This window comes from Simiduia agarivorans SA1 = DSM 21679 (genome assembly GCF_000305785.2).
Classification (GTDB): Bacteria; Pseudomonadota; Gammaproteobacteria; order Pseudomonadales; family Cellvibrionaceae; genus Simiduia; species Simiduia agarivorans.
In genome coordinates, this window is record NC_018868.3 from 2,555,927 (window position 1) to 2,582,085 (window position 26,159).

23 protein-coding genes are annotated in these 26,159 nt (G+C 57.0%); 11 read left to right on the plus strand and 12 right to left on the minus strand.

Annotation, left to right across the window (positions count from 1 at the left end):
- Window positions 1-151 precede the first annotated feature (151 nt).
- The 7 genes from M5M_RS11310 to M5M_RS19565 form a co-directional block, all read right to left on the minus strand.
- Window positions 152-694 carry a zf-TFIIB domain-containing protein gene (locus M5M_RS11310; RefSeq protein ID WP_015047631.1) on the minus strand — a complete coding sequence of 181 codons (543 nt, stop codon included), beginning with the start codon at window positions 692-694 and terminating at the stop codon, window positions 152-154.
- Window positions 695-697: 3 nt separating this feature from the next.
- Window positions 698-5,938 (minus strand): DNA repair ATPase, encoded by a 5,241-nt coding sequence (locus M5M_RS11315; protein ID WP_015047632.1) that lies wholly within the window; start codon window positions 5,936-5,938, stop codon window positions 698-700.
- Between the two features lie 74 nt (window positions 5,939-6,012).
- Complete coding sequence (locus tag M5M_RS11320) at window positions 6,013-7,989, minus strand: flotillin family protein (protein WP_015047633.1); 1,977 nt, start codon at window positions 7,987-7,989, stop codon at window positions 6,013-6,015.
- A gap of 28 nt (window positions 7,990-8,017) precedes the next feature.
- On the minus strand, window positions 8,018-8,710 hold the full coding sequence (locus M5M_RS11325) for a hypothetical protein (protein ID WP_015047634.1): 693 nt from the start codon (window positions 8,708-8,710) through the stop codon (window positions 8,018-8,020).
- Window positions 8,711-8,746: 36 nt separating this feature from the next.
- On the minus strand, window positions 8,747-9,439 hold the full coding sequence (locus M5M_RS11330; protein WP_015047635.1) for a PspA/IM30 family protein: 693 nt from the start codon (window positions 9,437-9,439) through the stop codon (window positions 8,747-8,749).
- Between the two features lie 12 nt (window positions 9,440-9,451).
- The gene (gene bacA / locus M5M_RS11335; RefSeq protein WP_015047636.1) at window positions 9,452-10,048 is read right to left on the minus strand and encodes a biofilm formation regulator BacA; all 597 of its coding nucleotides are present in this window, start codon (window positions 10,046-10,048) and stop codon (window positions 9,452-9,454) included.
- Between the two features lie 299 nt (window positions 10,049-10,347).
- A complete protein-coding gene (locus tag M5M_RS19565) occupies window positions 10,348-11,748 on the minus strand; it encodes an HDOD domain-containing protein (RefSeq protein WP_015047637.1) in 1,401 nt (466 codons plus the stop codon).
- 149 nt (window positions 11,749-11,897) lie between these two features.
- Here M5M_RS19565 and M5M_RS11345 point away from each other — a divergent pair, with 149 nt between their 5' ends.
- Together M5M_RS11345 and M5M_RS11350 are read left to right on the plus strand one after the other, a co-directional pair.
- Window positions 11,898-13,316: a conjugal transfer protein TraF gene (locus M5M_RS11345; RefSeq protein WP_016389362.1), complete on the plus strand. Its 1,419-nt coding sequence runs from the start codon at window positions 11,898-11,900 to the stop codon at window positions 13,314-13,316.
- A gap of 39 nt (window positions 13,317-13,355) precedes the next feature.
- Window positions 13,356-14,801 carry a conjugal transfer protein TraF gene (locus tag M5M_RS11350; RefSeq protein ID WP_015047639.1) on the plus strand — a complete coding sequence of 482 codons (1,446 nt, stop codon included), beginning with the start codon at window positions 13,356-13,358 and terminating at the stop codon, window positions 14,799-14,801.
- A 49-nt stretch (window positions 14,802-14,850) separates the two neighbouring features.
- Here the strand turns inward: M5M_RS11350 and M5M_RS11355 are convergent, their stop codons facing one another.
- Genes M5M_RS11355 through M5M_RS11375 form a run of 5 tightly spaced genes read right to left on the minus strand, consistent with a single transcriptional unit; the run spans window position 14,851 to window position 18,685 of the window.
- Window positions 14,851-16,182 (minus strand): amidohydrolase, encoded by a 1,332-nt coding sequence (locus M5M_RS11355; RefSeq protein ID WP_015047640.1) that lies wholly within the window; start codon window positions 16,180-16,182, stop codon window positions 14,851-14,853.
- Window positions 16,183-16,235: 53 nt separating this feature from the next.
- On the minus strand, window positions 16,236-16,703 hold the full coding sequence (locus tag M5M_RS11360; protein WP_015047641.1) for a thioredoxin family protein: 468 nt from the start codon (window positions 16,701-16,703) through the stop codon (window positions 16,236-16,238).
- Between the two features lie 19 nt (window positions 16,704-16,722).
- On the minus strand, window positions 16,723-17,253 hold the full coding sequence (locus M5M_RS11365) for a hypothetical protein (RefSeq protein ID WP_016389363.1): 531 nt from the start codon (window positions 17,251-17,253) through the stop codon (window positions 16,723-16,725).
- 10 nt (window positions 17,254-17,263) lie between these two features.
- Window positions 17,264-18,004, minus strand: a complete 741-nt coding sequence (locus tag M5M_RS11370) for an SDR family oxidoreductase (protein WP_015047643.1) — start codon at window positions 18,002-18,004, stop codon at window positions 17,264-17,266.
- A gap of 21 nt (window positions 18,005-18,025) precedes the next feature.
- Entirely contained in the window at window positions 18,026-18,685 is a 660-nt protein-coding gene (locus tag M5M_RS11375; RefSeq protein ID WP_015047644.1) for a fumarylacetoacetate hydrolase family protein, read from the minus strand.
- Window positions 18,686-18,892: 207 nt separating this feature from the next.
- Between M5M_RS11375 and serA the strand changes: the two genes are divergently transcribed.
- The 9 genes from serA to M5M_RS11420 all read left to right on the plus strand — a co-directional run bounded on the left by serA (window position 18,893) and on the right by M5M_RS11420 (window position 26,077).
- A complete protein-coding gene (gene serA, locus M5M_RS11380) occupies window positions 18,893-20,119 on the plus strand; it encodes a phosphoglycerate dehydrogenase (RefSeq protein ID WP_015047645.1) in 1,227 nt (408 codons plus the stop codon).
- A gap of 200 nt (window positions 20,120-20,319) precedes the next feature.
- Window positions 20,320-21,192, plus strand: a complete 873-nt coding sequence (rarD, locus tag M5M_RS11385) for an EamA family transporter RarD (protein ID WP_015047646.1) — start codon at window positions 20,320-20,322, stop codon at window positions 21,190-21,192.
- 55 nt (window positions 21,193-21,247) lie between these two features.
- Window positions 21,248-22,087: a tetratricopeptide repeat protein gene (locus tag M5M_RS11390; RefSeq protein WP_015047647.1), complete on the plus strand. Its 840-nt coding sequence runs from the start codon at window positions 21,248-21,250 to the stop codon at window positions 22,085-22,087.
- Window positions 22,088-22,134: 47 nt separating this feature from the next.
- Window positions 22,135-22,992 carry an SPFH domain-containing protein gene (locus tag M5M_RS11395; protein WP_015047648.1) on the plus strand — a complete coding sequence of 286 codons (858 nt, stop codon included), beginning with the start codon at window positions 22,135-22,137 and terminating at the stop codon, window positions 22,990-22,992.
- Between the two features lie 11 nt (window positions 22,993-23,003).
- The gene (locus tag M5M_RS11400) at window positions 23,004-23,204 is read left to right on the plus strand and encodes a type II toxin-antitoxin system antitoxin (RefSeq protein WP_015047649.1); all 201 of its coding nucleotides are present in this window, start codon (window positions 23,004-23,006) and stop codon (window positions 23,202-23,204) included.
- Window positions 23,201-23,593 (plus strand): PH domain-containing protein, encoded by a 393-nt coding sequence (locus M5M_RS11405; protein WP_015047650.1) that lies wholly within the window; start codon window positions 23,201-23,203, stop codon window positions 23,591-23,593. The genes M5M_RS11400 and M5M_RS11405 overlap by 4 nt, the downstream gene beginning before the upstream one ends.
- An 87-nt stretch (window positions 23,594-23,680) precedes the next feature.
- Window positions 23,681-25,045 carry a glutamine synthetase family protein gene (locus tag M5M_RS11410; RefSeq protein WP_015047651.1) on the plus strand — a complete coding sequence of 455 codons (1,365 nt, stop codon included), beginning with the start codon at window positions 23,681-23,683 and terminating at the stop codon, window positions 25,043-25,045.
- Between the two features lie 121 nt (window positions 25,046-25,166).
- Entirely contained in the window at window positions 25,167-25,709 is a 543-nt protein-coding gene (locus tag M5M_RS11415) for a helix-turn-helix domain-containing protein (RefSeq protein ID WP_015047652.1), read from the plus strand.
- 8 nt (window positions 25,710-25,717) lie between these two features.
- The gene (locus M5M_RS11420; protein ID WP_015047653.1) at window positions 25,718-26,077 is read left to right on the plus strand and encodes a VOC family protein; all 360 of its coding nucleotides are present in this window, start codon (window positions 25,718-25,720) and stop codon (window positions 26,075-26,077) included.
- Window positions 26,078-26,159: the final 82 nt, after the last annotated feature.

Consider the following 26,159-nt stretch of genomic DNA (forward strand, 5'->3'; position numbering starts at 1 on the left):
GTAAATGATCTAAACGAATCGCCACCCGAAGTGCCCAACTTTAGCCTTTACGATACTCAGATAAAACTTGAAGTAAAGTTATTCACACAATGGAATGCGTAGGATCGTCCCGCGATCCCCACGCTTTGCTTACTTTAATTCAACTTTAAGCTCATTGCCCTGAAAACGGATCACGCGCCAATAAAAACGCGCGCATATCCGCTTTGTTTTCCTGCTCGTTCAGCCATTCGCGGGTCGCCAACAGTTTTTCATAATTTGCATCGCCAAACTTCCGTCGGTATACCGCTTCCAGCGTAGCCTTGGCATCGTCTGTGCGGATTTTGCGCTGCCAGGCATCGGTGACAATATGGCCCACGCTGCCTGCCAGACCATACTCCTTCAACAGTGCCCATTCACCTTTATCGAGCCAAAGCCCGCCAGTGTGCGGCGAATAATCCAGCTTATGGTTTGAACCTGACGCAATGCGGTATTTTTGCATCAATCGCCCGGTGGCGGGACAGGTGAGAGCTGAAGCAGATTCCTCGATAACGGGCGGATGTTCAACTTCACCCAACACGCCGCCATTGGCTTTCCACTGAACAAAATCCTCCACATAGAGCCAATGACCACCACAATGATCACATTCGTGCGCACGGAGCCCCGGCTCCAGAAAGCAAGGATTCAGTTTGCCGGCTTTACAGGCTGTACATTGCATAGTTTATTCCTCCGGGTTGTCTGAAGCAGGTTTTTGACCCACCAACGCTCGCAGTTGATTGGACACATCCTGCATGCGGTCATGCGTACGCAGATCGATATCCAACTTTTTGTCCATATTGCGTACCAGCGGGAAAATACTGTGCTCCAACGTATTGGCGAGGGTTGTGAGGATTTGTTCGAGACCGGGCACCGGTTCGTTCACAACCTGCACCTGAGGCGACAGATTCTTGATACTGTGCGCAATCCGCACCATGCCCTTGGCAATTAACTGCGCGGTGGCATGGTTGCTATCTGCTGCCGGTTCTGAACTGCTACGTGAATGGGTCACGGTCGCGTTCAACTGTTCGAGCACACCGACAATATCGGTGAGTTGCGCCACCAGCTTCATGCCGGTATCCGCATCGTCTCCGCCCATGGACTTATTGCGCAGGAAGTCTTTCTTGATCGCGGCCCAACGGGCTTTTTGCTCGTCCGTCATCTGGTTACGGATTTCGGCCAGCTTGAGGAGGTTCGCTTCGGCACCGGTGGTCAGTAGTTGCGCTTCGCCCACATAGTGATCGGCAATCAGCTGATTGATTTCCTGCTCGTTCATTACCGCTGATAATTTTTCTGTCAGCTTGTTCATATTGCGGTAACTGCCCTGCAACTTGAACGGCGGCTCGGTACGATATTTATCATCCTTGGCGGCTGAGGCAATGTATTCCTGATTCACCCGCAACACCACATCGCGCACGCGCAGCATATTGCGCAGCACCCCGGTGATTTCTGCTACTTCACTGCCACTGTATTCATGGGACAGATCGGTGGTTGCCACCTCCTCACCTTGCGCCATGCGCACAAACTTATACAAATCCTTCAGATCGCGCGTGGCCAGGGGAGCCAACACCGGATTAGACGTCATGGAGTTTTCGATATAGCTCAGACCAAACTGTTCGTCCATGCCCCCGAGAATGTCACCCAGGTTATAAATATCGGCCCGGTTGGCGAGCATATCCGGAATTTTGAATACCTCACCGGACTCCGTATAAGGGTTACCTGCCATGACAACGCAGAATTTTTTCCCGCGCATGTCGTAGGTTTTGGTGTCACCCTTCCATACACCCTCGATGCGGCGTGTACCGTCACACAGTGAAATGAACTTCTGCAAAAACTCGGGGTGGGTATGTTGAATATCGTCCAGGTACAACATCACGTTGTTGGACATCTCCAACGCCAGGTTGAGTTTTTCCAGTTCCTTGCGCGAAGTAGCATTGGGCGCCTGCTCGGGATCCAGCGATAGCACCTCGTGACCCAAGGATGGACAGTTGATCTTCATGAAGATCAATCCGAGGCGATTTGCCACGTATTCCATTAATGTGGTTTTGCCATAGCCCGGCGGCGAAATCATCATCAACAGACCCATCAGGTCTGTCCGCTTGTTTTCACCCACTGTGCCCATTTGCTTGGCGAGGTTGTCACCAATCAGTGGCAGATAGGATTCATTGATCAGACGGTTCCGGACAAAGGAAGTCAGTGGCCGCGCCTTGAAGCTCGCCAGCCGCAAGTCTTTTTTCTCCCGCTCGGCAATGGTGGCGCGGATGTTCAGGTAGTTTTCGTAGCCTGGCTTTACGACCCGATCATGGTGGCGCATGCGCCCCAGGTAGTTGTCCGGAATCAGCGACAAGCGGCCCTGCTCGATACGCGCGTGGTTGCCTAAAAGCCCGTTTACCTGCACGTTCAGCTCGGCAGACAGGGCCCGATAAGCCAGCGTGGATTGCAACAGAAACAGGGCCACACATTCATCCGCATAGTGGCTCAATTGCGCCTGCCCTTCTTTGCCGATGACGGCCCGTACCCACGACGACACCATGGCCACCTGGTCTTTTAACGGCAGCGGTTTGGCAGCCGCGCGCAATTCCGCCATCGCCTGATCGCCCATGGCCGCGGTGAAGAGCTTGAGCAATTCCGATCCATACCGGCTGCTGGCAAATTGCAGCACCGGTAGCTCACATTCTGCCACCAGATATTCAGCCGCCTCTGCAATCACATCGCGGAACAGGCCGGACTCTTCCGAAAACAACGCAAGCGCTTGCTCAAGATCTGCAATCAGCAACTGGGTAGCCGCACGGCTTTGCAGGCGCTCCCGCATGGCCAGCCCCGCCCGGGCACGACTTTGCCAGTGCGACAGCTGGTCGGATTTGGCGGGCAATGAGGCCACGAAGTACTGTGCCAGTACTCGTGCCTGAGGCGAGTACTGCAGCGTGTCGGCAATTTCCAGTACCGACATCAACTGCTGCAAAATCAGCGCGGCGTCGTGATCGTGAATGCCTTTCTCATAGCCTTCCTTGTACCGCGGTGTGGCATAATCGCGCACCAGCCTCGCCAGTACCGCCTCATCCGTGCGCGCCTGCATTAAGGTCGGCTCGTCGTATTCGCCCGCCAGCATCGCCTGATGTACACAATAAGCCAGATACTCAGCGCGATAGACCTCGGCGGTTTCAGAGCCCAGGCTCATGCTCCAATAGGGCTTGAGCGCGTTCAACGCCGGATCGTCAATGACATCAAAGTAATCGGTACCGGTGAGATGAATAGCAAGCGCGTCATCGCGCGGAATAATGGTCAGATCCAGGTCCCGCTTGTTCACCGAAAAGCGATGACGCGGCCCCAGTTTGATCACACTGCCATCAGCTTCATAGATATCGGACTTATCGCGCAAGCCGCGTTTGGCCTGATCCACCAAGGCCTTGAATTTCGACTCAACGTCATCGGCTTTGACCGGATTGTTAAGGTCGCGCAATCGCTGCACCAGTTCGCGCACTTTGAGCACTAACGGGTCAGAGGCAAAAAAGGTATTGAGTTCGTCCGGCTGGGTAAATTTCTGGCTGCGCTTATCCAGACTTTCGATCACCCGGTAGGCAGCATCGGCCACTGCCTGTGATTGCTTTTGCTGTTCATCCAGCAACTGTTGCTTGTGCGACTCAAACGCTTCGTAGATTTCTTCGCGCTTGCTCAGGATGTCGGTAAGAAACTGGTCGTGCTCGCCAAACTGCCCCTCAAGTTCTTCCAGCTGCACCAACAGGCGGGACAGCTGCTCGTCGCACTTATCCGGTGTCGATGACAGACTCAGGGCATTGGCCACGCCCTGGCTCAACAACTTGAACTGGGCCGAAAACTGCGCCACCGCCTCGGACAGCCCCAGCGACTTGGACTTGTTGCGCGCACGCGCCTTGCATTGGTTGAGCGATGCGTACACCAGTGAAATGTTTTCCACGATGCGCGTGGTGGCATTCACATCGCCTCCGCTCAGGCCCGCCATCATTTCTGAGAGCAGATCCAGCTGACCGGACGTCTCATCAATGGATTCCAGTAACGCTTTGGCCTCAGCGCCGGTCTGCAGGGCTTCGGCAGCGGATTCAAACTCGCTGATTTTGGCTTCGTAGGGCGCCAGCGCAGTCTCGCCGGCAAGGAATCCCAGCGTCTGCTCCTGCAGGCCCTGCTCTTGCTCTACCAGTTGCTGCTCCAGCGACGACAATGTCTCCAGATCGATATAGCGGAGTTCTTTCAGCGATATCAGGTGACCGCGCTGTTTGCGCACCGCCACCAACGCTGCCACAAACTCATCCGTCGTCTGCCACTCGTCAGGACAAATACGCTGCAGTAAGGCCTGAGTTTCATTGCGCGCCTCGCCTAACGCCTTAGCCGAGGCCGCCTGAATGGATTGCACTTTGACGAATTCATCAATCACCAATTCGGCGGTGGCTTGTATCTCGCGCACGCTGGCGGCCACGCCCTCTACCTGGGTGTCATCCAGCCAGTAGTGATCATCAAAAATCCGGCCCGCTGCACTGATCAACTCTTCGTAGCCCGCGCGCGATACGGATTGCTGGCCGATCATTTTGCACAAACTGTAAAGATCCGATACGCCGCGCACCACCGCCGCATTGCCGATATTGCCCAGAAAACTCTGGCTCGCCGGCGCCCTGCTGGCATATTCCTCGGAGATAAACGGTGTATCCCATACCTGCATCGGATGCACGCGCGTAGGCTCGGCTTCGGCATTAAAAATCACCAACCGACCGTTGTCGGCCAGCGCATAGCCGTTGCACAGCAGCGGATTTCGCAAAGTTTTTTCAATCAGGTTATACGAGAGCAATACCAGCTGCCCACTGGCCGGCTCGTAAAAACAATAGAGCACATCTTCGCCATTGGGGGATTTAACCCGGCGCTTAAAGCGGAAACCTTTGTCCACCTGATCAAACAGTTTGGTTTCACCGCTCTCCAGATAGTAGCCTCCCGGAAAGATCACACCGTGGTCTTCCGGCAATTGCACACAGGAGCCGGCCAGCGCATCCTGACGCACCACGGCTTGGGTCAGCGTATTGAAAATAAAATAGCGCCAGACCTGTTCCCGATACGGCAGAATTTTCAGCAGGATGAGTTTACCGACCCGGGCGTAATGAATCTCGGCGTCGTCCAATGACTGGGTTTTATCTTCCACCGGCTCGCGGTAAATACCCAATCCGTCCTGGGTATTATTTTCCACCTTGATGGTCAGATCGCCACCTACCGTCTCCACAAACACCGTGTCTTCAATGTTCACGTGCGGGTGCTTACCGTGCACACTGTGTTCGCGGGTGGTGCGGACCCATTCAAAATCATAGGCCGGGGGCAGCTGGATGTCCCGCTCCCCGCGGTTATCCATATACGTCAGGGTTTTCTGGTCCGCAGACAGCGCCCAACGGAACACCCGGATATCGTCAAGCTTTTCGCCAATCTGAAAGCCTGCCAGTAGTTTGCCGTTTTTAACCGACAGCTCCACCAGACGGGTGTGCTTGTAGTAACGGTATAGCTCTTCGAAATCGCTGACAAATCCTCTGTCGGCCAGAAAGGTGTTGTCTTTGGCTTGCGGCTCAAGCGTGATATCGTCGCCGGTTTGCTGCAGACGGTAGAGTTCGAACACGTCCTCCACCCGCACTTCTTTTTTGAGGCCGATAAACACGTTGTATCCGAACAGCAGGTAAGGACCCACCTGCACCATATCGCGGGCGATACTGTTGTTTTCGGTACGCACCCGGGTGCGCGCCAACACCTGCATTTCAGTGGAACCAAACTCGCTGGTGCGGGCACTGTTCAGGGTATCGGCAAAGCCTTTGAGTTTCTGGCCCTGCTCGGTCAGCCGCTTGCGGATGACTTCGTAGGCGCCACCCGATGCTACCGCATCGTCCACGCGATTGTCGGCCGAATTCATTTCTGCCTTAGCCATGGTTTTTCCTTAATTTGTCACCTGCCAATGGTGGCCATTGGCGGGTGCGGCGTTATCGCCGCACCCGGTTCGGATCAAGCGTTGGCGTCTTCGGCTTTCGCTTTTTCAGTGGTGGCAACCACATCCTTGGGCTCCATCAATTTGCCCAGGATGGCCTGCAAGGTACCGCTCTTTTCGGCCAGACCATCGATCGCCTTGCCGATAGACAAGGACTTGGCGAAGTTGTTGAAGAAATGGTCTTCGCCGCCGACGATGTCGATCTTCGCGCGCTCCAGTGCGGTGGCCAGTACCTCGGCGTTTTCGCGCGCAATGTCCTTGCCTGCATCGATCGACGCCAGGGCTTCCTTGAGTGCGGTTTCCAGGCCCATGCGGAACTCTTCGTGCTCGCGCGCCTGTGTGCTCATGCTGTTCATGGCGTTGAACTTGTCCACCAGACCATCGGCCTCGGCTTTGAATTGCTCGCGGGTGACTTCCGCTTGTGCCAAACCAATCTGGCGCTTGGCGGCGGCTTCCGATTCGCCTTTCGCAGCCACAACCCGGGCTTCCGATTCGCCTTTCGACGCAATCACGCGCGCTTCAGACTCACCTTTCGCAGCAATCACTTCCGCTTCGGAGTTACCGGTACCGCGCATTGCATCCGCTTCGGCATCGCCCTTGGCGCGAATTACGGTGGCATCGGCAAGGCCCGGTGCTGAGCGCTCGGCCTGGATACCTTCGGCCAGTTTTTTCTTGGATTCCGCTTCTTTGGTCGCCGACTCCAGATTGGCCTGCGCCAGCGTGGTGATTTCAACCGCCTTGTGCTTGGCAGACAGCTCGTCAGCTTCTGCTGCCTTCACCTGTTTGACTTTGTCTTCTTCAGCGCGCGCTTCCGCATCCAGCACCTGGGTTTGCTTGCGGCGATCCGCTTCCGAGACTTCGCGTACTTCTTTAATGCGCTCTTCTTCGATCGCCACGGTTTTGTCCACTGCCACCCGCTCGCGGATCACGTTGGCAATTTCCTTGCGCTCTACTTCCAGTGCCTTTTCTGCTTCAATGCGCTGGATCTCCACTTCGCGTTCGCGTGCGACGATTTCCAGATCGCGCGCACGGGTGACCTTTTCTTCCTCAATGGCCACGGCGCGCAAACGGTTCTGCGCTGCCACTTCCACTTCGCGCTGCTGGTTTTCGGTTTTTACCGCGATTTCCTGATTCACCTGAATCGAGGTGCTTTCGGCGCGCAGGCGTTCTTCTTCCTGTACTTTCTTGGTTTCTGCCTCCTCGCGGGCGCGGATGGTGGCGATTTCACGCTCCTGTTTGGCCTTGGCATCGGATTCCTGACGCTCCAGTGCCAGCATGGCTTCCACGGTTTCTACGTTCTTTTTCTTGATTGCCAGTTCTTCGTCGCGTTCCAGTTCGTTGGTGCGCACATTCTGGCTTGCGGTCAGCTCGGTGATCTTCTTGATACCTTCCGCATCCATGATGTTGGAGGGATCAAGTGAGGCTTTCGGCGTTTGCTCCAGATAATCGATGGCCACGTCTTCCAGCACATAGCCGTTCAGATCCTGGCCGATAACCGCAACGATTTTCTCGCGGAACTCCATGCGATTTTCGAACAGATTGACGAATTCAATCTGCTTACCTACGGTTTTCAGCGCTTCAGAGAACTTCGCATTGAACAGCTGGTTGACTGCTTCGCGGTCCGAGGCGCGATCGGCGCCGATGGACTTAGCCACTTTGAGCACATCTTCCGCCGTTTCATTCACCCGCAGGTAGAAGGCCACGGTAATGTCGGCGCGCATATTGTCGCGACAGATCAAGCCATCCTTGCCCCGGCGATCCACTTCCAGCGTGATCAGCGAAATACGCATCAGCTCTTTCTTGTGGATGATGGGATATACCAGCGCACCGGTAAAATGCACCTTGGGCTTGGATGACATGTCGTTAACAATCAACGCCACGCCCTGCTCAACTTTTACATAAAAAGCTTTGAACAGCGCAGCCAGGCCCATGAGGACCACAAAGAAGATACCCACGCCGGTGACGATAGGCATCAGGACAGTTAAATCAGCCATAAAAACACTCCATTGGTAAACTGATTAATTACATACCGGAAAATTCTTGCTCCGACACAATCCGGTACAAATTGCTGGCTTCGTCGTGGCTGATAATCACCACCCGATCACCGGTTTTAAAACGCACACCCTCATCGGCGCGCACGTTGAGAAGCAGGCCAGCGCCGCCGTCGGCCAGCAGTGCTTCGCCAAAACTGGCATCGGCGTAGCTGGAACGGATAACGGCGGTCTGGCCGATGATGTAAGTTTTGGACTGCTGACGCGCGTTCAGAAACAGCGGTCGCAGTGGCTTGATCAATAGAGCCGTGGTCATCACCGCGCCCCACAGGGCACCCAGCAATATGGGCAGGCCCAATACATAGCGGAATATACCCGGCTCAATCCAGGCAATCAGAAAATGCGTGGCGTAGTAGGAAATCAGCCAGCCCACCAGTGACACTAATGAAATGATGATGGTCACCGGCACGCCGTGCAGGCCAAATTTCAGCATCAGACCCGCCAGCACGTCAGGGGTACTCAGGTCTTTATAGCTGCCTGCGTTCAGGTCACCGTCCACATCGGGGATATCAAAATCCAGCACATCAATGCTGACGAAGCCGAGCACCGCCACCAGCCAGTAAAGCACTGTCAGCAGCAGAAAAAACGTAAAGATGAACGTGGGAAAAGACGCAATATTCTGGTAGAACGGATCCATCTTCTCCGATAACAATATTGCAAACATACCCTGTCTCCTTTTCCCGAGTTTCCCGTCTTTGGGTTAAGACGATTTTTTCGCTTTCAGCCGCGCCAGCACATCGTCGGCATTTTTGCCGCTGCCGGTAATGCCGGCTTTTTCCAGCTTCTCCTGCAGTGATGCATCCGCAGAAGATTCACTCATCTCTTCCGCCGCCGCCATTTGTGCCGCTTTCAATGCCTGCTTTTCCTTGATGCGTTCCAGCGAATCCATGGCCGTGCGCATTTTGGAATTTGTGCCGCTGTGGCGTTCGGCCACCGCCGCCTGCGCGCGCTGCACGTTTTCCGTGGCTTTGACCGTATCCACCTGTTGTTTCATGCGCTTCAGGTTCAGTTCGGTTTGCGCAATGACCTGACGCAGTTTGTCGGCATTGGCTTTGAAATCCGCCTCGGCTTCCTGCTCCTGCGCCATCTGATTTTCCAGATCGGCAATTTTTACCGCCACTTCATGCGCCAGCGGCTCGTCGCCTTTTTCCAGCGCCTTGAGGGCATAGCCTTCATGCTCTTCTATTTTTGCGCCCAGATCCTTGGCTTTTTGCCGCGCCAGTTTTTCGCGCGCGATGATTTCCGCCAGGCTGTCTTTGCTTTGCTTGAGCGCCTCGGACGCTTCGCGCACTTCCTGATCCAGAATGCGCAGCGCCTGGCTGTCTACCACCGCTTCGCCCGCTTCGTTAATGCCACCCTTGAGGGCGGTCATCATTTTTGCCCAGATGTTCATAACTACCTCGCCTTATTTGAGATGTTCGCTATAGGCCTCAGTGGCCTGAATCACATTGCTTGCCAGCACTTCAATTTCGAACACGATGTTCGCCAGGCTGGAGGTGGCACTGAGCGCACCAAACATGTGGTAGTAGTCGCCCTCGTCACCCAGGTTGTCCAGACTGACGGTGGAGAGCGGGAAGTACTTGTGGGTGCGCAGCACCATTTCATTGAACGCCGCCACATCGCGCACGTCGCTCACAGACCACAGCACCGATTCGGCAATGATCTGGTCGCCCACCACAGTGAGAAACACCGGCAGGTCGCCATAGTCATTCATCGTCAGGTGAATGGCGGGCTCGACGCCGTCGATAAACTCAGCCTCGGCATTCAGACCGGCACCCGCTAACGCGTCGTACAACTCGGCGGTAGTCCAGCTTTTCACTCTTTCTTCCATATCCATAGCTCCTGCAGTGGGATTGGCCCCGGGCTCGCGCAATTGCTTTTCAATGGCCTGCAATTGCTTGGCGAATTCCGGGCGTATCCAGACCTCTTTTTTGACCAGACCCATTTCCCGCAGGCGCTTTCTGAACTCCCGCTGGTAGTGGGCCGACGACTTGGCTTTCATGACAGCTCTCTTACACGTGTTACATGTAATATACGCTAAATTACATGTAACACAATAAAAATATTACATGTAAAGCTGGAATTTTGTTAACCTGCTGATTTGTAAGGACTTTTATCTTTCCCTGAATCGAAAGGCAGGAGTGGCTGCGCAGACGAAAGGCTAACCCTACACCAGCACAGGGACTGCGCCAAGACATAAAACGCGGGTGAAAAGGCAGACGTTTTCACTGCAATCAGACGGCGTGTGCGCTTATCGGATGCTATGCAGTGGGAAGAAGACCGGCGCGAGGTGGCAGCCGGTTATTTGCGGGGTCGGATCTGCAACGAGGCCGATTGCAACAGAATCTGCGCCTGATGCACAAACAGCTCAAAGCTTTCCTGTTGTTCGGCGGTGATCGCCTCGCCGTCGTTATCGGCATAAAAGACGCCGCCCGTGCGATTGTTCATCACCACCGGGGCCACCAGGCAAGGGACCTGGCCGATCAGCTTGGCCACCGGTTCGGTAAACAGGTGCTGGCATTTGGCAAGCCGCGTTTCATCAAACAGCTGTGCTTCTGTGTAGTTCAGCGCCTCGGAAAAAAAGTGTACGTCCCGGGCGTTGAGCAGGAATTGTTTCCGCCAGACTTTTTCCAGACGCCCCGCGCAGAATTTGGCAATCAACTGGTCTTGCAGACGCAATACGATAGCCACGCGCGCGAACGCCACCCCCAGATACAAACCCTGCGCCACCATCTGAAAGATGCCGGAGAAATCCTGGCCCTGTCGAACCGCGGCCGAGAGCTTTTTCAACATCGCCATCTGCTGCTTGTTGTCGGGTATACCCACAACGATGCCATGCTGAGCATGCGCCGTTTCGGTTTCGGCATGGGCACTGCCAAGGCCGAACAACGCAATCACTTCGCCGGCCAGTTCGGCCGTGCGAATGGCATCCTCACGCGCCTGATCGACGCTGATCCGGCGGAATTTCGCCACCTCTTCAATGGTGTTTTTTGCGGTTTTACTGTCCCAGCCAAACTCGCTGGCGCGACTCAGGGCATCGCCTAATTGCACCGCACGCGACAAGGGGTCCTTAGCGCCGCCCCGGAAGGACGCATCCAGAATAGGACTGAGGTGCCAGCTCTGCACCAACGCACGTGTCAGCGACCGGAACTGGGTGCCCAGCACCTGCTCGCAGGCTTCGTGCTCCGACACCCCCAACAACATTTGCTGGTCCAGTTCATCGGCCTGTGATTCGCCTTTGGACCAAATGGCCATCTCGCCCACGTGCAGCAACAAGGCCGCAATAAACACCTGCTCGGAGTGTTCGCTGTTATTCGCGGGTGCAATGCATTTGGCCTGCAGGGCGGCATGGAATGCCAGCGCCATCACATGCAGTAAACGTTCACGCGGGTGAGCACTCAGCAATTGATCCACCAACATCAACGAGATACAGATGTTTTTCACGCCTTCAAAACCCACCTGTACGATGGCACGGGTGACGGTATTGATGCGGGTGCCACCCGGGTTGTAATGAATGGAATTGGCCACCCGCAGCAGCTGCGAGGTGAGGTTTGAGTCTTTCAGAATGAGATCAGACAACTGATTCACATGTGTTTGATCGCTGTCGGTGAGCTTGCTCAGGTCATTAATGACACCACCCAGCACAGGCAGCTCGCTCGCATTCAGGCGACCCAACCATGCATCTACGCCCTTCAGTGCCATCTTTGTCGCCTCAATCAACCCAATCTTAATACTGTAGACCAGCCCCGCGCTCTGCACCGACCGAGCCAGCCGCGAATGTCGACAGCGCCAAGAAAAACCTCAATCAACACCTATACTTAACCATCCACGCCCATGGAGGAACCCGTCCCATGCACCCAGCCGCCACCCGGTACTTGTGTACCTTATTCGCACTTGCCTGCGCCAGCAGCGTCCATTCAGCCGGCAATGCCGGGCGCACAGGCCCCGCCACCACCTTCGGCCCGGTGAGCCATGCACAACTTGGATTGAGCAACAGCGGTAACCCCGCCGCCCAGGCCTACGATCGCAGCCGCATGGATCAGGATGACGGCGTCATTGGCGGTTTACACCTGGGCGCAGGCCTGGAGTACGGCAATGTCAGTGAATTGTTCGATAAGGTTGATGACATCGCCGATAGCCTGCTATCGGATTCGGGCCTGGCCGAGAAGAATATCTACAACATTGATTTTAATAACCCGGATTTAAATGGCCTGGTCGATGCCATTGATCAGGAAGCAGACCGGGTCGACGATCTGCTGGCCTCCATCGGCGACAGCGGTTACGCCAATGCCACCGTCAACGGCCAGATTCCGATCGTGTTCGCAGCCGATGTGTTCGGCGGCACATTGGGCGTTGAGTATCGCTATGCGGCTACCGCCAGTGCCGTTGCGTTGCCGGAACTGCTGAACTTCGACACCCAGGCTGCACTCACTGCGCTGCAGACGGCATTTGATCCCAACAACCCGCAAACCAGCTACGACCTCACCGGAGGCGTGACCCTGGCGGTGGACCCGCTCACCGGAGACGTGGCCATCGGGTTCGACAACGACTCAACCCTTCTGACCCGCGCCGCCAAAATTTCCGAATTCGGGGTCAGCTGGAGTAAGGGCCTGAACATGAGCGGCGGAAAACTGTTTTTCGGCGTCACCCCCAAGTACACCAGCATGGGCCTCTCCAATGTGGCATCCCGGGTGGGTGACATTACAGACGCAGAAGAGCTGTTCGACGATATCCGCGATGCCAGTTTCAAAACAGAGGGCAAGATCGGCCTTGATGCCGGGCTGTTATGGGTCGCACAAAACTATCGGCTTGGCGTTACCGGCACCAACCTGCTCGAGCCCAGCTTCAAGTTCCCCGCGCTGGACACCAGCGGCTTTACCAATCCCGCCATTACTGCGCAACTGGCAGCTCTGGAAACTTACACACTCGAACGGCAATTCACCCTGGAGGGCGGATTGTTTACCGCAGACCACCAGTGGTCGCTGAATATTGCCTACGACACTCAAGCCATCACTGACCCGATCGGCAAAGAAGCGCAATGGCTGAGCATCAGTGGCGGTTGGCACAGCGACAATTTCTGGTTGCCCAACGTGCGACTGGGCTACCACAAAAATCAGACCGGTTCGGAGTTGGGCTACTACGCCTTTGGCCTGACCCTGTTTGGCTACGTCAACCTCGACCTCGGCTACAGCCCGGACAAGGTCACCATAGATGGCGACAGCCTGCCGCGCGGCGCCAGCGCCAGCCTGGGCTTTAATTTTGGGTTTTAAGCGATCGGGTTATAATCCTCCCTTTTAAGGGGGTGCACTATGATGCAGGGAATCAAATGGCGGTTGGCAACAGCGTTGGTCGCCGCTGCCAGCATCAATGCGCAAGCCGGCAACGGCTTTGCCGGCACCGGTCCCGCGGCCACAATGGGCAGTGCGGTGACCGGCCACTACTTGAGCGACGCGATCAATCCGGCCAACGTGGGCTTCGATCGCCAACAAATCAGTTCAACAAGCTTCAGTGCCGGTCGCCTGCATCTGTCCGGTGGGCTCGAATACGGCAATGTGCAGGAGTTATTCGACGGTTACGACGAATTATCCGCCTGGCTGAAAGACAACGATTCCGGCGGCAACAATGGTGGCGGTGGCAACCCCGATCAACCGCCCAAGCCAATTGACCCCATCGATCCGGATCTCGAAAGAATCATTGAAGAATTCAAGGCCGAAGCAACCCGGATTGGCGCTATTCTCGCCGTCATCGCCACCGAAGGTTACGCCAATACCGATCTGGGGACAGACCTGGCCCTGGTATTTAACCGCGAATGGTTGGGTGGCACCTGGGGTCTGGATGTGAGTTATGCGGGCAGTGCGTCGGCGGTCGGATTTGTGGAGGATCTGGACTTCAATGCGGAACAGGCACTCACAGAATTGCAAGCCGCCTACAACCTGCAACCCGGTGACCCTGCCACCAGCTTCGATTTATCGGGCGGCATAATCCTGCATATTGATCCCAACGCCGGCACTGTGCGGGGCGAGTTTAATAACGACAGTTTATTGGCCATTCGCGCGGCCAGGGAAACCACGGTCGCTTTAAACTACAGCCGGGCGTTCGCACTCGGCGATCAACAATGGTTTGTTGGCGTGAGACCCAAGTACGTCAACATGGGCCTGTCTGGTCTGATTACCCGCATCGGCGATATCACCGACTCCGAGAGCCTGTTTGATGATATCCGCGATGCCGATTTCAACAACACCGGCAACCTGAGCCTGGACGCCGGCGTTCTGTGGGCATCCGATCATTACACAGCTGGGCTTGCGGTAACCGATATTTTTGAGCCCACTTACGATTTCAATTTTGTCGGTTCCACAGGCTTCAACAATCCCGTAGTGGTTGCAGCCTTCGAGCGACTGCAAACCTTCAAACAGGCACGCCGCTGGCGCTTGGATTCCAGCTATATCAGTGACAACAAGCAATGGGCCGCCAGTGTTTCTGTGGACGCCAATGCAGTGCGCGATGCACTGGGCGAAAACCACCAATGGGCCAACGTGTCCGGCAGCTGGAAACCCGACAGCTTCTGGATTCCCAGTGTCCGGCTGGGTTATTCGGCCAATCTGGCCGGGACTCATACCAAGCTGTACAAATTGGGCCTGACGTTTTTTAACCACCTGGATCTGGATCTGGGGTTGAGTCAGGATACGGTGCGGATCAACGGCGACACCCTGCCTCGCGGGCTCAATGTGTCGCTCGGGTTTAGCTACGGTTTTTAAACCAAAAAAAAGCCTGCGTTTGCAGGCTTTTTTTCAGGCAAATGATCTGTCAGGGTTTCTGCAGTAATTCCATCAGTGCAATCACTGTTGCCTCCACGCCTTTGGTCACCGCCGGCTCCGGGGTGATTTTAAATAATGGACTGTGGTGGCTGGGGACGGGCTCGCCGCCGGCTTTTTCCCGCTCGAAATCGGCCTTGGGTGTTCCGCCCACGGCAAAATACACACTGGGGATATAGGGGTCGGTGGTGAAGAACGGGAAGTCTTCCGCCCCCATACCCAAACGACGATAGTGTTTGTCGAACGCTTCATCGCCCAGTTTTTCGCGCCATACGGCTTTCAGACGCTGGGTCATGGGAATGTCATTTACCGTAGGTGGCGTGGGCTCATCCGAGATGGTTACCACCGGCAACTTATCTTCCGGCATGCCCGCCGCCCGCGCCGTATTTATCGCCACGCGTTCGATTGCCTTGATGAGGTACTCGCGCGTTTCCCAGCTGTCGTTGCGCACCGTAATCTGCAACTTGGCCTGATCGGAAATAATGTTGTGCTTGGTACCCGCATGAAATGAACCCACGGTAATCACGGCCGGTTCTTTGGGCGCGATTTCGCGGCTGACAATGGTTTGCAACGCCAACACAATCTGTGCGCCAATCACCACCGGGTCTTTGCCGCGGTGGGGCGACGCGCCATGGGCACCGATACCGGGAATCACAATATCGATGGAGTCCACACCGGAATAGGGCGAACCTTCCACAGCCACCAATTTGCCCGCTTCAATTTCAGAACTGACGTGAAACGCCATGGCGTAATCCGGCTGGCCAAAGCGCTTCCAGATACCGTCTTCCATCATGCCCTTGGCACCACCCACGCGCTCTTCCGCCGGCTGACCAATCAGCATGAGCGTGCCCGACCATTCGTTTTTGCGTTTGGCCATTTGCCGCGCGGTGCCCACGAGGCTGGTGATATGCACATCGTGACCGCACGCATGCATCACGTTAACCAGATTACCATCCCAATCTTTTTGCGTGGCTTTGGAGGCATAGGGCAGGCCGGATTTTTCTTCCACCGGCAAGCCGTCCATGTCGGCACGCATCATCACCAACGGTCCCGGACCATTTTTCATGATGGCCACCACACCGGTTTTGCCTACGCCTTCGGTTACGTCAAAACCGGCATCGCGCAGTTCTTTTGCCAAGCGCTTGGCGGTTTTGAATTCCAGATGGGAAAGTTCGGGATTCTGATGGAAATGGGTGAACAGGGATTTCAGGTGTCGATCGTAATCGGCCTGCACATCCTTGCCGAGGTCGGCGATCGCCAAGGGCGCCGCCACCATCAGCACACCGGCCAGCGCCGAGTGCGCAACGCGTGAAAACAATCTCATATTTATCTCCTGCTTTTAATTAACCGGAAAAACGAAGCAACTGCGGGCTGCGTTTACTGTGCATTTGTCTGATTGACGGACAGAGCGCGCAAATCCTCCAGCCAGGTGTGTTCTGGCGTTTCAATAATACGACCCGCTTCAACCCCGTTGTGGTACACCACCAGGGTGGGCGTAAACTGCAACTGGTGCCGCTCCACAGCAACCATGGGCTCGCTTTTGTCGCGGGAAATGGCGATATAACGCACGCTAAAATCGCCCTGTTCCAATACCCGCATCAGCCGCGGCACTTCCCGTTCGCTGTCGTGGCACCAGGTGCCAAACAGAACCACCAGCTCCGCGCCTGTTAAAAATGCGCGCAGTTCTTCATCGAGCAGAACGGGTTCGGATTGGGCGTAATGACGTTCGAATGCAGGCAGCGAAAGAATGGCCTGCGCAGACACCTCACCGATTAACGGCGGTTGGTCGTCTGCCTGTACTGATGCACACACCCAAATCAACATAACTATTAACAGCGCGCGCATAATGACTCCTGATCGCAGACTAACTGGCGGCTTTTTTGTTGGCCAGATTGTTCATCACCTGGCTATAGGCCTTGGTGAGTTTATTGGCTGCATCGCTGCCACCGGCAATTACCGAGCCGGTGAGCAGAATGTCCAACATGTGAAACAGCCGGTTCTGCCATCCCTCCGGCACGTCCTGCACCAGACCGGCAAGAATCCGGATACCCACCAGCGCAATCATCAGGCCTAAGCCTAACGCCAGCTGCTGGGCGATCAAGCGCGAGTGCGCGCGGTAATCCGCCCGCTCACGCACTAACGCCAGATACGCGTCTGTGCCCGTCGGTGTATTAGCCAGCGCCAGATCCAGGCGATCAGCTCCGCCACTGCGCAGCGACGACAACACCACCTCCACCGCGCGCTCCACAAACAGACTGAGCATCACCACCGTAACGAGCAATGCCGGCACGCGCAGCAGCGGATCCCCAACCGGGATTGCCGCAGCGGGGTGATACCAGTAGGCCAGCAACGCCAGGAAAAACACCAACAATAAAGTTATCCAGTATCGGGTCATGCTGGCGGCCTCAGGTTAAACGCGCCAAAAGCGCAACCGGTATCCAACGTAACAGACGCGCAATAATTGCCCAGGGCCAACGCGGTACCGTGGCCCGTGCCACCCGCCGCTCAATCAGATCCGCCAGCAAGCGCCCGCCCTGTTCCAATGAAATACAAAATGGCCGGGAACGCGCCGCCTGGTTGATAGGCGTATCAATGTAGCCCGGCCACAACAGCGTCACGTCGATGCCGCGGCCATACACTTCCGCGCGCAGGGATTCCATGTAACTGGTGACCGCCGCTTTGGAGGCGCCATAGGCCCCACCCGCGGGTAAACCGCGAAAACCGGCGACACTGGAAACCGCCACAATATGCCCGTGACCCTGCTGCTTGAACAGCAGCACAGCGGCATCCACCGTGGCCATCAGGCCCAACACATTGGTGTCGATCGTGGCCTTGACCCTGTCCCAGGACAAGCGACCGATGTAATCGCTGTAACCAATACCCGCGTTGGCGATGACTGTGTCGAGCTGGCCAAAATATTCGCGCGCGGCTTCCAGTGCGGGTGCAATGGTCTCGAACCGGGTCACGTCCAGCGCCTGAATCCAGACCTGGGCCTCATATTCGGTTTCGAGTTTTTGTTTAAGCGTCGTCAGGCTTTCTTCACGCCGCGCAGTCAGCGCCAGCCTGTGGCCCCGGCGGGCAAATTCGATGGCCATTTGCCAACCCAGCCCGCTGGAGGCGCCGGTTATAAAGATCACATCGCTCATGGCATCCCTGTGTATTTATCGTTATTGAACCCGGGTCTGTACCCGTAAGATGGACCCCAACTCTGCCACCAGCTGGTCACCCGATGCAAGCGGCCCTACCCCGGCCGGTGTACCGGTGAGCAACACGTCGCCCGGCTCAAAGGTAAAAAAGCGGCTCGCGTAGGCCAACAAGGGCACTACCTGCGTCAGCATCTGGGCGGTATTGCCGTTTTGCGTGAGTTTGTCGTTGCGGGTCAGGCGCAGATCCAATGACTGGAAATTTTCCGGTACCGGCACGAACACCGACAACGGGCAGCTGCCATCAAAGCCCTTGGCTTTTTCCCAGGGGTGGCCGCGGGACTTCAGTTCCGCCTGCAGGTCGCGCAAGGTCAGGTCGAATGCCAGCCCCACCCCCACCATCGCCGACCTCGCCTCGGCTTCAGTGGCATTGCTCAGGCGTGCGCCCACCAGCACACTCATTTCCGTTTCGAAATGGCATTGGCCAAACCCCGTGGGAATGCCGAAAGGCTGCTCCATGGGCCGGGCACAGCTGGCGGTTTTGATAAACAGCATGGGCTCGGGCGCTACGTTTGAGCCCATTTCCGCGATGTGGTCAGCGTAGTTCTGCCCCACACAAACGATTTTTGACGGCACGGGCGGTAAATCGGGCACAGAGCCCGTTGCGAATCGGTGTTGATACATAGCAGCTTTCTCCTCGAAGCGCCCTATTCTAACGCCCGGCACCTGTGAAAACCCCATGGCTTAGCAGCATTCTTATGGAAAATAGCCGCAATGCAGCGGAGATTGCTCGAGAAGCCTTTGCGGCCCCATTGGCTGTGGTATTATGGCGCCCCATTTTTCCCAGCCCCAGGACCTTTTTCTGGGGCTTTGCGTTTGAGGTGTCAATCCATGGCCAAGGTCTCTCTGGACAAGAGCAAAATCAAATTCCTGCTGCTCGAGGGCGTGCACCAGTCCGCCGTCGACAAGCTGACCGCCGCCGGCTACACCAATGTGGAATACCACAAGACCGCGCTGCCCGAAGACGAATTGCTGGAACGCATTAAAGATGCCCACTTCGTTGGTTTGCGCTCGCGCACCCAGCTCACCCGCGAGGTGTTTGATGCCGCGGAAAAGCTGATTGCCGTGGGTTGCTTCTGCATCGGCACCAATCAGGTTGACCTGCAGGCCGCGCAGGAAAAAGGCGTGGCCGTGTTCAACGCGCCTTACTCCAATACCCGCTCGGTGGCTGAGCTGGTGATTGCCGAAGCCATCCTGTTGCTGCGCGGCATCCCGGAAAAGAACGCCGTATGCCACCGTGGCGGCTGGCAGAAATCGGCCGTGGGTTCCTTTGAAATCCGCGGTAAGACCCTGGGCATCATCGGCTATGGTTCCATCGGCAGTCAGGTGAGCGTGTTGGCGGAATCCCTCGGCATGAAGGTGATTTTTTCCGATGTGGTCACCAAATTGCCATTGGGCAACGCCGAGCAGGTCACCCAGTCCGAACTGCTGAGCCGGGCCGACATTGTCAGCCTGCACGTGCCGGAACTGGCGAGCACCAAAATGATGATCGGCGCCAATGAAATCGCCGCCATGAAGCAGGGTGCGATCCTGATCAACGCCTCGCGCGGTACAGTGGTGGATATCGACGCGCTGGCCAAAGCCCTGCGCGAAGAGCGCCTGGCCGGTGCAGCTATCGACGTATTCCCGGTGGAGCCCAAGGGCCCGCAGGATGAGTTCGTCTCGCCCTTGCGCGAATTCGATAACGTCATCCTCACACCCCACATCGGCGGCTCCACTATGGAGGCCCAAGCCAATATCGGCGTGGAAGTGGCGGAAAAACTGATCAAATACTCCGACAACGGCACCACCACCAGCTCGGTCAACTTCCCCGAAGTGGCCCTGTCGTCGCACGGCAATGTCCACCGCCTGCTGCACGTGCACCAGAACGTGCCCGGCGTTATGTCGGCCATTAACAAGGTATTCTCGGAAAACAACATCAACATCATTGGCCAGCACCTGCAGACCAACGAAAAAGTGGGCTATGTGGTGATTGAAGTGGATGCGGCCAACAGTGAAACTGCGCTGGAAAAAGTACGCGAAGTTGAGGGTACCATCCGCTGCCGCGTCTTGTTCTGATTCGCATCTGAATGCTTTTACCAAGGGCCGCTGATGCGGCCCTTTTTTGTTTAGTGCGCTGGTAAATGGGCACCAGGACCGGCGCCTCGGGGACGCGTGAATACGTCCATGTAGCTTGACGCCGCCGTCCTGGCGGCGACACCCCGAGGCACCACTCCTGGCACCCATCTGCAAAGAGCATCGCAACCCCGGATTTCTATATGGAATTTTCCCGCGAACAAAAACTTGGCGTCCTGCTCGCCATGGGCGCCTTCTTCCTTTGGGGCATCTTTCCCGTTTACCTGAAGGCCGTGGCTATCCTGCCGCCGCTGGAACTGGTAGCGCACCGCATCGTCTGGTCCTGGCTGTTTGTGCTGGCCATGATTCTGGTGCTTAAACAGCTGCCCAAGCTGAAAGCCCACGCCCGCAATCCGCGCATGATGCTGGCCCTTACCGCCTCCACCCTGTTGCTGGCCTTTAACTGGTACCTGTTTGTGTACGCGGTCAACACCAACCGGGTGCTAGAAGCCTCGCTGGCCTACTATATCAACCCCCTGCTCAATATGGCGTTGGGGGGCATTTTCCTGAGTGAACGCCTGCGTCCGTTGCAATGGCTGGCGGTGACACTGGCCGTGACCGGTGTGGCCGTGGAAATTGCCGTGTTTGGCTCCGTGCCCTGGTTGGCACTGGGCATGGCAGCGTCTTTCGCCCTCTACGGCCTGATCCGAAAGCTTGCGCCTATCGACAGCCTGAACGGCATGATGATTGAAACCAGCATGATGTTGATTCCCGCCGGGTTATACATCGCGCTCTGGGGCGAGGCTACCTTCAACCTGCTCACCGAAGAACACTGGGCGTTGCTGGCACTGTTCGGCCCCATCTCAGCGGTGCCATTGATGATGTTTGCTTCCGCCGCGCGCAAGATTCAGTACACCACCCTCGGCTTCCTGCAGTACATCGGCCCAACGCTCATGTTCCTGCTGGCCGTGTGGGTTTACCACGAGCCCTTCGGGCAAGCCAAGATGGTGACCTTCGGCTTTATCTGGGCCGGTGTGGCTTGTTTCAGCGCCTACGCACTGCTGCGCCGGCGTTGATTGGGTTGGGCCGTCCTGTTTACACTGGACGGCCTACCGCCAAAAGGACGTCGCCATGCGCAACGCGCTAACCGCAGCGGGACTGCTGCTAGCCCTGGCCACCCCGGCCACCCATGCAAACCCCGGCAGCTTTGAACAGGCTGCCCAATGGTTTGACGCTGGCGAATACGCGAGTGCGCACCCGTTGCTATTGGAACTCGATAAACACGGTGACCTGCGTGCCAGTTTTTTACTGTGCATACAGTTTTTGGATGGCTTGGGGGTTACCCAGGATTTGCCACGCGGCTTCCGGCTTTGCCACAAAGGCGCCGATCACGGTTTTCCGCCGGCCGTGCGCATGACCGCGGCAAATTACCTGCTGGGTCGCGGGACCGCGGCAAATCCCGAGCGCGGTATCGCGATGTTTGAGAAGGCCGCCCAGGCAGGCGATCTGGATGCCCAGATTTCCATGGCGGAAATCTACGCCGGCGCCATCGATCCTGCGCTGCTGGACCCGGAAAAAATGCTCGTTTACTTGCAGATGGCCGCCGATCAGGGACAGCCCGAGGGCCTGTTCATGAGTGGCAGCCTGCAACTGGCGCTGGCCGATGCCATTCCCAACACCTACTGGGAACGGCGGGAATCTGCCCTGGCGCAAGTGGTCCGCGCCGCCAACATGAATTACGGCCCGGCCCAGTACGCCCTGGGCGAACTCTACCTGAAAGGCACTCTGGTGGTGGGGAGCCTGGCGGATTCATTATTCTGGTTCACCCTGGCCGACCGGGCCGGACATCCGGATGCCCGCGAGAAGCGGTTTGAACTGGAGCTGGGCTCCAATGCCGGCATCCGCGCCGCCGTCAGTCGCCGGCTGAACAGCTGGAAACCCCTGCCAAGGCCAGAATTGACAAACCCGTAAAATGCCTCATACTGATATCACATTGATATCACACCGAGGAATATCCCATGCACACGGAACGCGACGGCAAAAGTTTGTCTGGCTACGCCATGATTGTGGTGTTGCTGGCTCTGCAACTGACCACGCTGTTTGTCATTGTCACCGGCCCCATTGTGTTTAAAGCGCTGGCGGCACTCGCCGCCGTGATCGTTTTCATCTGCTGGTTCGGCCTCTATATGGTGCACCCCAATCAGGGCAAGGTGTTGCAATTATTCGGCAACTACAAAGGCACAGAGCGCACGCCTGGCCTGCGCTGGAATAACCCGCTCTACAGCAAGCAGGCCGTATCGTTGCGGGTGCGCAACTTTGAAAGCGGCCGCCTGAAAGTGAACGATGCCAACGGCAACCCCATTGAAATTGCGGCCGTGATCGTCTGGCGCGTGGTGGATACCGCCGAGGCCGTGTTTGAGGTGGACGACTATGAAAACTATGTGTCCATCCAGTCTGAGGCGGCGCTGCGCAACCTCGCCACCAGCTACCCCTATGAGCACGACGAAGACGATCACCGGCTGACCCTGCGTGGCCATTCCAGTGCCATCGCCGAGAAGCTGCGCACCGAAGTGCAGGATCGCCTGGGCAAAGCCGGCGTGGATGTGCTGGAAGCGCGCCTGTCCCACCTGGCGTACGCGCCCGAAATCGCCCAGGCCATGTTGCAGCGCCAACAAGCGAGCGCCGTGCTGGCCGCCCGCCGGCTGATCGTACAAGGCGCGGTGGGCATGGTGAAAGACGCCATTGAACAACTGTCCACCGAAGGTGTGGTCGAACTGGATGACGAACGCAAAGCCGCCATGGTCAGCAACCTGCTGGTGGTGCTGTGCGGTGAACACAATGCGCAGCCGGTGCTGAATGCCGGCAGCCTCTACTGATTGGCGGACCCGTGTCGAAAAAAGCTTATCCACTGCGCATCAATGAATCGGTTCTGGCGGCCATGCAGCGCTGGGCCGATGATGACCTGCGCAGTCTCAATGCCCAAATCGAATACGTGTTGCGCGATGCGCTGGTTAAAAGCGGCCGGGTCAAACTCACGCAAAAAGTCGTGACCGAACTGGAAGATACCGCACAGGAGAAGAAGTCATGAAGCAATTCAACTCCAAAGTCGATGGTTTGCTGACCGTTGCACTCGCAGCAGCGGTGGCCGGGCCGTTGGTACCCGTCGTTCTGGAACCGGCGCCCGAGCGCGCCGAGTTCTGGATAATGATTGCCGTTTGCCTGCTACTGGCGGGCTTCATCTTCTGGCTCTACAAAGGCACCTATTACCGGGTGGACGGCAACCAGCTGCACGTACACGCGGGCCCGTTCAGCTGGCAGATCCGCATCAGCGAGATTGAATCCGTCACCCCCAGCCGCACCCTGCTGTCTGGCCCGGCACTCAGTCTGGACCGACTGCTAATCCGCTACAGCGGCGGCAAGCAACTGGTGATTTCGCCCGCAGACCAGGCCGCATTTCTTGCCGCACTGAAGCAATAAGCGCGCGCGGGGCGACATGCCCCGCTTGTTGTATTTTTCCCCGCAGGCAGTTGCCGTAATGTGTTGAAAACACTACAGGTCACTGCCATGGATTTTGCTTCCGCCGAAGAAGCCCGCGCGTTTCTCGCCCAACACCCCGACGTTCAGGCCATTGAAGCCTTTGTCATCGATCACAACGGCATTCCCCGCGGCAAGCTGTTGCACCGTGAAGAATTGCTGAGCGTGTACGAACACGGACGGCCCATCCCTTCCACCATGCTGGGCCTTACCGTGCGCGGCGAGGATGTGGAAGACACCGGGCTGGTGTGGGATGTGGGCGATATGGACTGCCCGGCTAAACCGCTGGCCGGCAGTCTGGTGTTACAACCCTGGCGCAAACGCCCCACCGCACAAGTGCAGCTGGCCATGACCGATGACGCCGCGCCTGCGCTTCACGCCGACCCACGCGCGGTCCTGAGCCGGGTTACACAGGCACTTGCTGCCGACGGCATGACCGCGGTGATGGCGTGCGAGCTGGAATTCTATTTGTTCGATCAGCAACGCGCCGCCGATGGCAGCCCGCAACTGGCGCGCCAGTATTACGGCGACCGGCCGGACAATACCCAGGTCTATGGATTGTATGAACTGGAACAACTGCAGGATTTTCTCGACGACCTTTACCGCGCATTTGAAGTGCAGGGCATTCCCGCCCGGACCGCGATTTCCGAATACGCCCCCGGGCAGCTGGAAATCACTCTGCAGCACCGAGCGAACGCACTGCAGGCAGTGGATGAAGCTGTTCGTTACAAGCGCTTGGTAAAAGGCATCGCCAACGCCCACGGGATGATGGCCTGCTTTATGGCCAAGCCGCTGCAAAGCCTTGCCGGCAATGGCATGCACATGCACCTGAGCCTGAATGATGCGGCCGGCAACAACCTCATGGCCGACGAACACCCGGAAGGCACACCGTTATTGCGCCACGCCATTGCCGGCATGGGCAAGTACCTGCCCGATTCGCTCGCCATCTTCTGCCCGCACGCCAACAGCTTCCGCCGTTTTCAGGCCAACTCCTACGCGCCGCTGGCGCCTACCTGGGGCGTGAACAACCGCACCGTGTCGTTCCGCGTACCGGGCGGTCCGGCCGCCAGCCGCCACATTGAGCACCGCATTTGCGGCGCCGATGCCAACCCTTACCTGGCCGCGGCCGCGATTCTGGCAGCGGCTCATTCCGGCATCCGTCAACAGCTCGACCCGGGCCCGGCGGTGACCGGCAACGGCTATGCCGTGGCGTCGGCGCCCCTGCCTACCCAATGGCATACGGCACAGGCAGCCTTTGCCGGTTCCAGTTGGGCAGAGGCTGCTTTCGGCAAAGAATTCTGCCGCATTTTCGCCGCGGTCAAACGCCAGGAGGCGGCCCAATTCGCCGCCGAAGTGGGCCAACAGGATTGGCGCTGGTACCTGTCACAGGTATAGCCACCAACAGGAACCCACTTCTAACCCATTGATTTATAAGTACTGTCGTGTAAATGTCACCTGGTTGGCGTGGTTGTCGCCCCCACGCCGGCCCTAAGGTGATGTCCAACACGGAGGCACTATGTTAATCAGGAAATTGCGACTCAAACGCGGCTGGTCACAAGAACAGCTGGCAGAAATGACCGGACTCTCTACCCGCACCATCCAACGGATCGAGCGTGGGCAGGCGCCGGGGCTGGAATCGCAAAAAGCATTGGCTGCCGTGTTTGAACTGGACCTGGCCGACCTGCAGTCGGCGCTCGGTCTTGAACCGGACACAGTAGAGGACGACACCATGCACAGCTCAGACGCTCACATCCCCGCACCAGAAACCCGCAAGCCGGAAGCCGGAAAGCCACTGGCAGACGACGAGCGCGAGGCGCTGGAGTATGTGCGCGACATCAAGGCGTTTTATTCTAACCTGGCCACCTATGTGTGCGTCATCGGCTTTCTCGCCTTTATTAACCTGATGACCGCACCCAGCCATTTGTGGTTTCTCTGGCCCGCCTTTGGCTGGGGCATCGGCATTGTGATTCACGCATTGAACGTATTTGAAATCACCCACTTTTTTGGCCACGATTGGGAAAAACGCCAGGTGGAAAAGCGCCTGGGCCGCAAACTCTGAGGCGCCCGATGGCACAAACACACCACTCACTCGATTACATGGAATGGCCGGCGGCCGATCTGGCCGCCACCCGGGCCTTTTTTGAACAGGCATTTGGCTGGCGCTTTACCGACTACGGACCAGACTATGTTGCCTTTGATCGCCGCGGTGTCGATGGCGGCTTCTTCCGTGCCGAGGCAAAAAGCCTGACCCAGCACGGCGCTGCTCTGGCCGTGCTCTACAGTGAAAATCTCGAAGCCACTTTGGCCACCGTGGAGCAATGCGGTGGCACAATTTGCAAAGCCATTTTCAGCTTTCCCGGCGGTCGCCGGTTCCATTTTCTGGAACCTTCCGGCAACGAATTTGCCGTCTGGTCGGACAAGGCCTGACCGGCAGCCCATAGCCCATCCCGCACTTGCACCGCCTTTCAATCCCGCATACCATTAGTTCACATACGAACTAATGGATATT

Coding starts and splice junctions, on each gene's coding strand:
- M5M_RS11365 (WP_016389363.1), bottom strand. CDS start 17,253: ATGACCCGATACTGGATAACTTTATTGTTGGTGTTTTTCCTGGCGTTG.
- M5M_RS11315 (WP_015047632.1), bottom strand. CDS start 5,938: ATGGCTAAGGCAGAAATGAATTCGGCCGACAATCGCGTGGACGATGCG.
- M5M_RS11420 (WP_015047653.1), top strand. CDS start 25,718: ATGGCACAAACACACCACTCACTCGATTACATGGAATGGCCGGCGGCC.
- M5M_RS11360 (WP_015047641.1), bottom strand. CDS start 16,703: ATGCGCGCGCTGTTAATAGTTATGTTGATTTGGGTGTGTGCATCAGTA.
- M5M_RS11355 (WP_015047640.1), bottom strand. CDS start 16,182: ATGAGATTGTTTTCACGCGTTGCGCACTCGGCGCTGGCCGGTGTGCTG.
- M5M_RS11330 (WP_015047635.1), bottom strand. CDS start 9,439: ATGAACATCTGGGCAAAAATGATGACCGCCCTCAAGGGTGGCATTAAC.
- M5M_RS11410 (WP_015047651.1), top strand. CDS start 23,681: ATGGATTTTGCTTCCGCCGAAGAAGCCCGCGCGTTTCTCGCCCAACAC.
- bacA (WP_015047636.1), bottom strand. CDS start 10,048: ATGAAAGCCAAGTCGTCGGCCCACTACCAGCGGGAGTTCAGAAAGCGC.
- M5M_RS11320 (WP_015047633.1), bottom strand. CDS start 7,989: ATGGCTGATTTAACTGTCCTGATGCCTATCGTCACCGGCGTGGGTATC.
- M5M_RS11310 (WP_015047631.1), bottom strand. CDS start 694: ATGCAATGTACAGCCTGTAAAGCCGGCAAACTGAATCCTTGCTTTCTG.
- M5M_RS11350 (WP_015047639.1), top strand. CDS start 13,356: ATGATGCAGGGAATCAAATGGCGGTTGGCAACAGCGTTGGTCGCCGCT.
- rarD (WP_015047646.1), top strand. CDS start 20,320: ATGGAATTTTCCCGCGAACAAAAACTTGGCGTCCTGCTCGCCATGGGC.
- M5M_RS11395 (WP_015047648.1), top strand. CDS start 22,135: ATGCACACGGAACGCGACGGCAAAAGTTTGTCTGGCTACGCCATGATT.
- M5M_RS11375 (WP_015047644.1), bottom strand. CDS start 18,685: ATGTATCAACACCGATTCGCAACGGGCTCTGTGCCCGATTTACCGCCC.
- M5M_RS11405 (WP_015047650.1), top strand. CDS start 23,201: ATGAAGCAATTCAACTCCAAAGTCGATGGTTTGCTGACCGTTGCACTC.
- serA (WP_015047645.1), top strand. CDS start 18,893: ATGGCCAAGGTCTCTCTGGACAAGAGCAAAATCAAATTCCTGCTGCTC.
- M5M_RS11415 (WP_015047652.1), top strand. CDS start 25,167: ATGTTAATCAGGAAATTGCGACTCAAACGCGGCTGGTCACAAGAACAG.
- M5M_RS11345 (WP_016389362.1), top strand. CDS start 11,898: ATGCACCCAGCCGCCACCCGGTACTTGTGTACCTTATTCGCACTTGCC.
- M5M_RS11390 (WP_015047647.1), top strand. CDS start 21,248: ATGCGCAACGCGCTAACCGCAGCGGGACTGCTGCTAGCCCTGGCCACC.
- M5M_RS11325 (WP_015047634.1), bottom strand. CDS start 8,710: ATGTTTGCAATATTGTTATCGGAGAAGATGGATCCGTTCTACCAGAAT.
- M5M_RS11370 (WP_015047643.1), bottom strand. CDS start 18,004: ATGAGCGATGTGATCTTTATAACCGGCGCCTCCAGCGGGCTGGGTTGG.
- M5M_RS19565 (WP_015047637.1), bottom strand. CDS start 11,748: ATGGCACTGAAGGGCGTAGATGCATGGTTGGGTCGCCTGAATGCGAGC.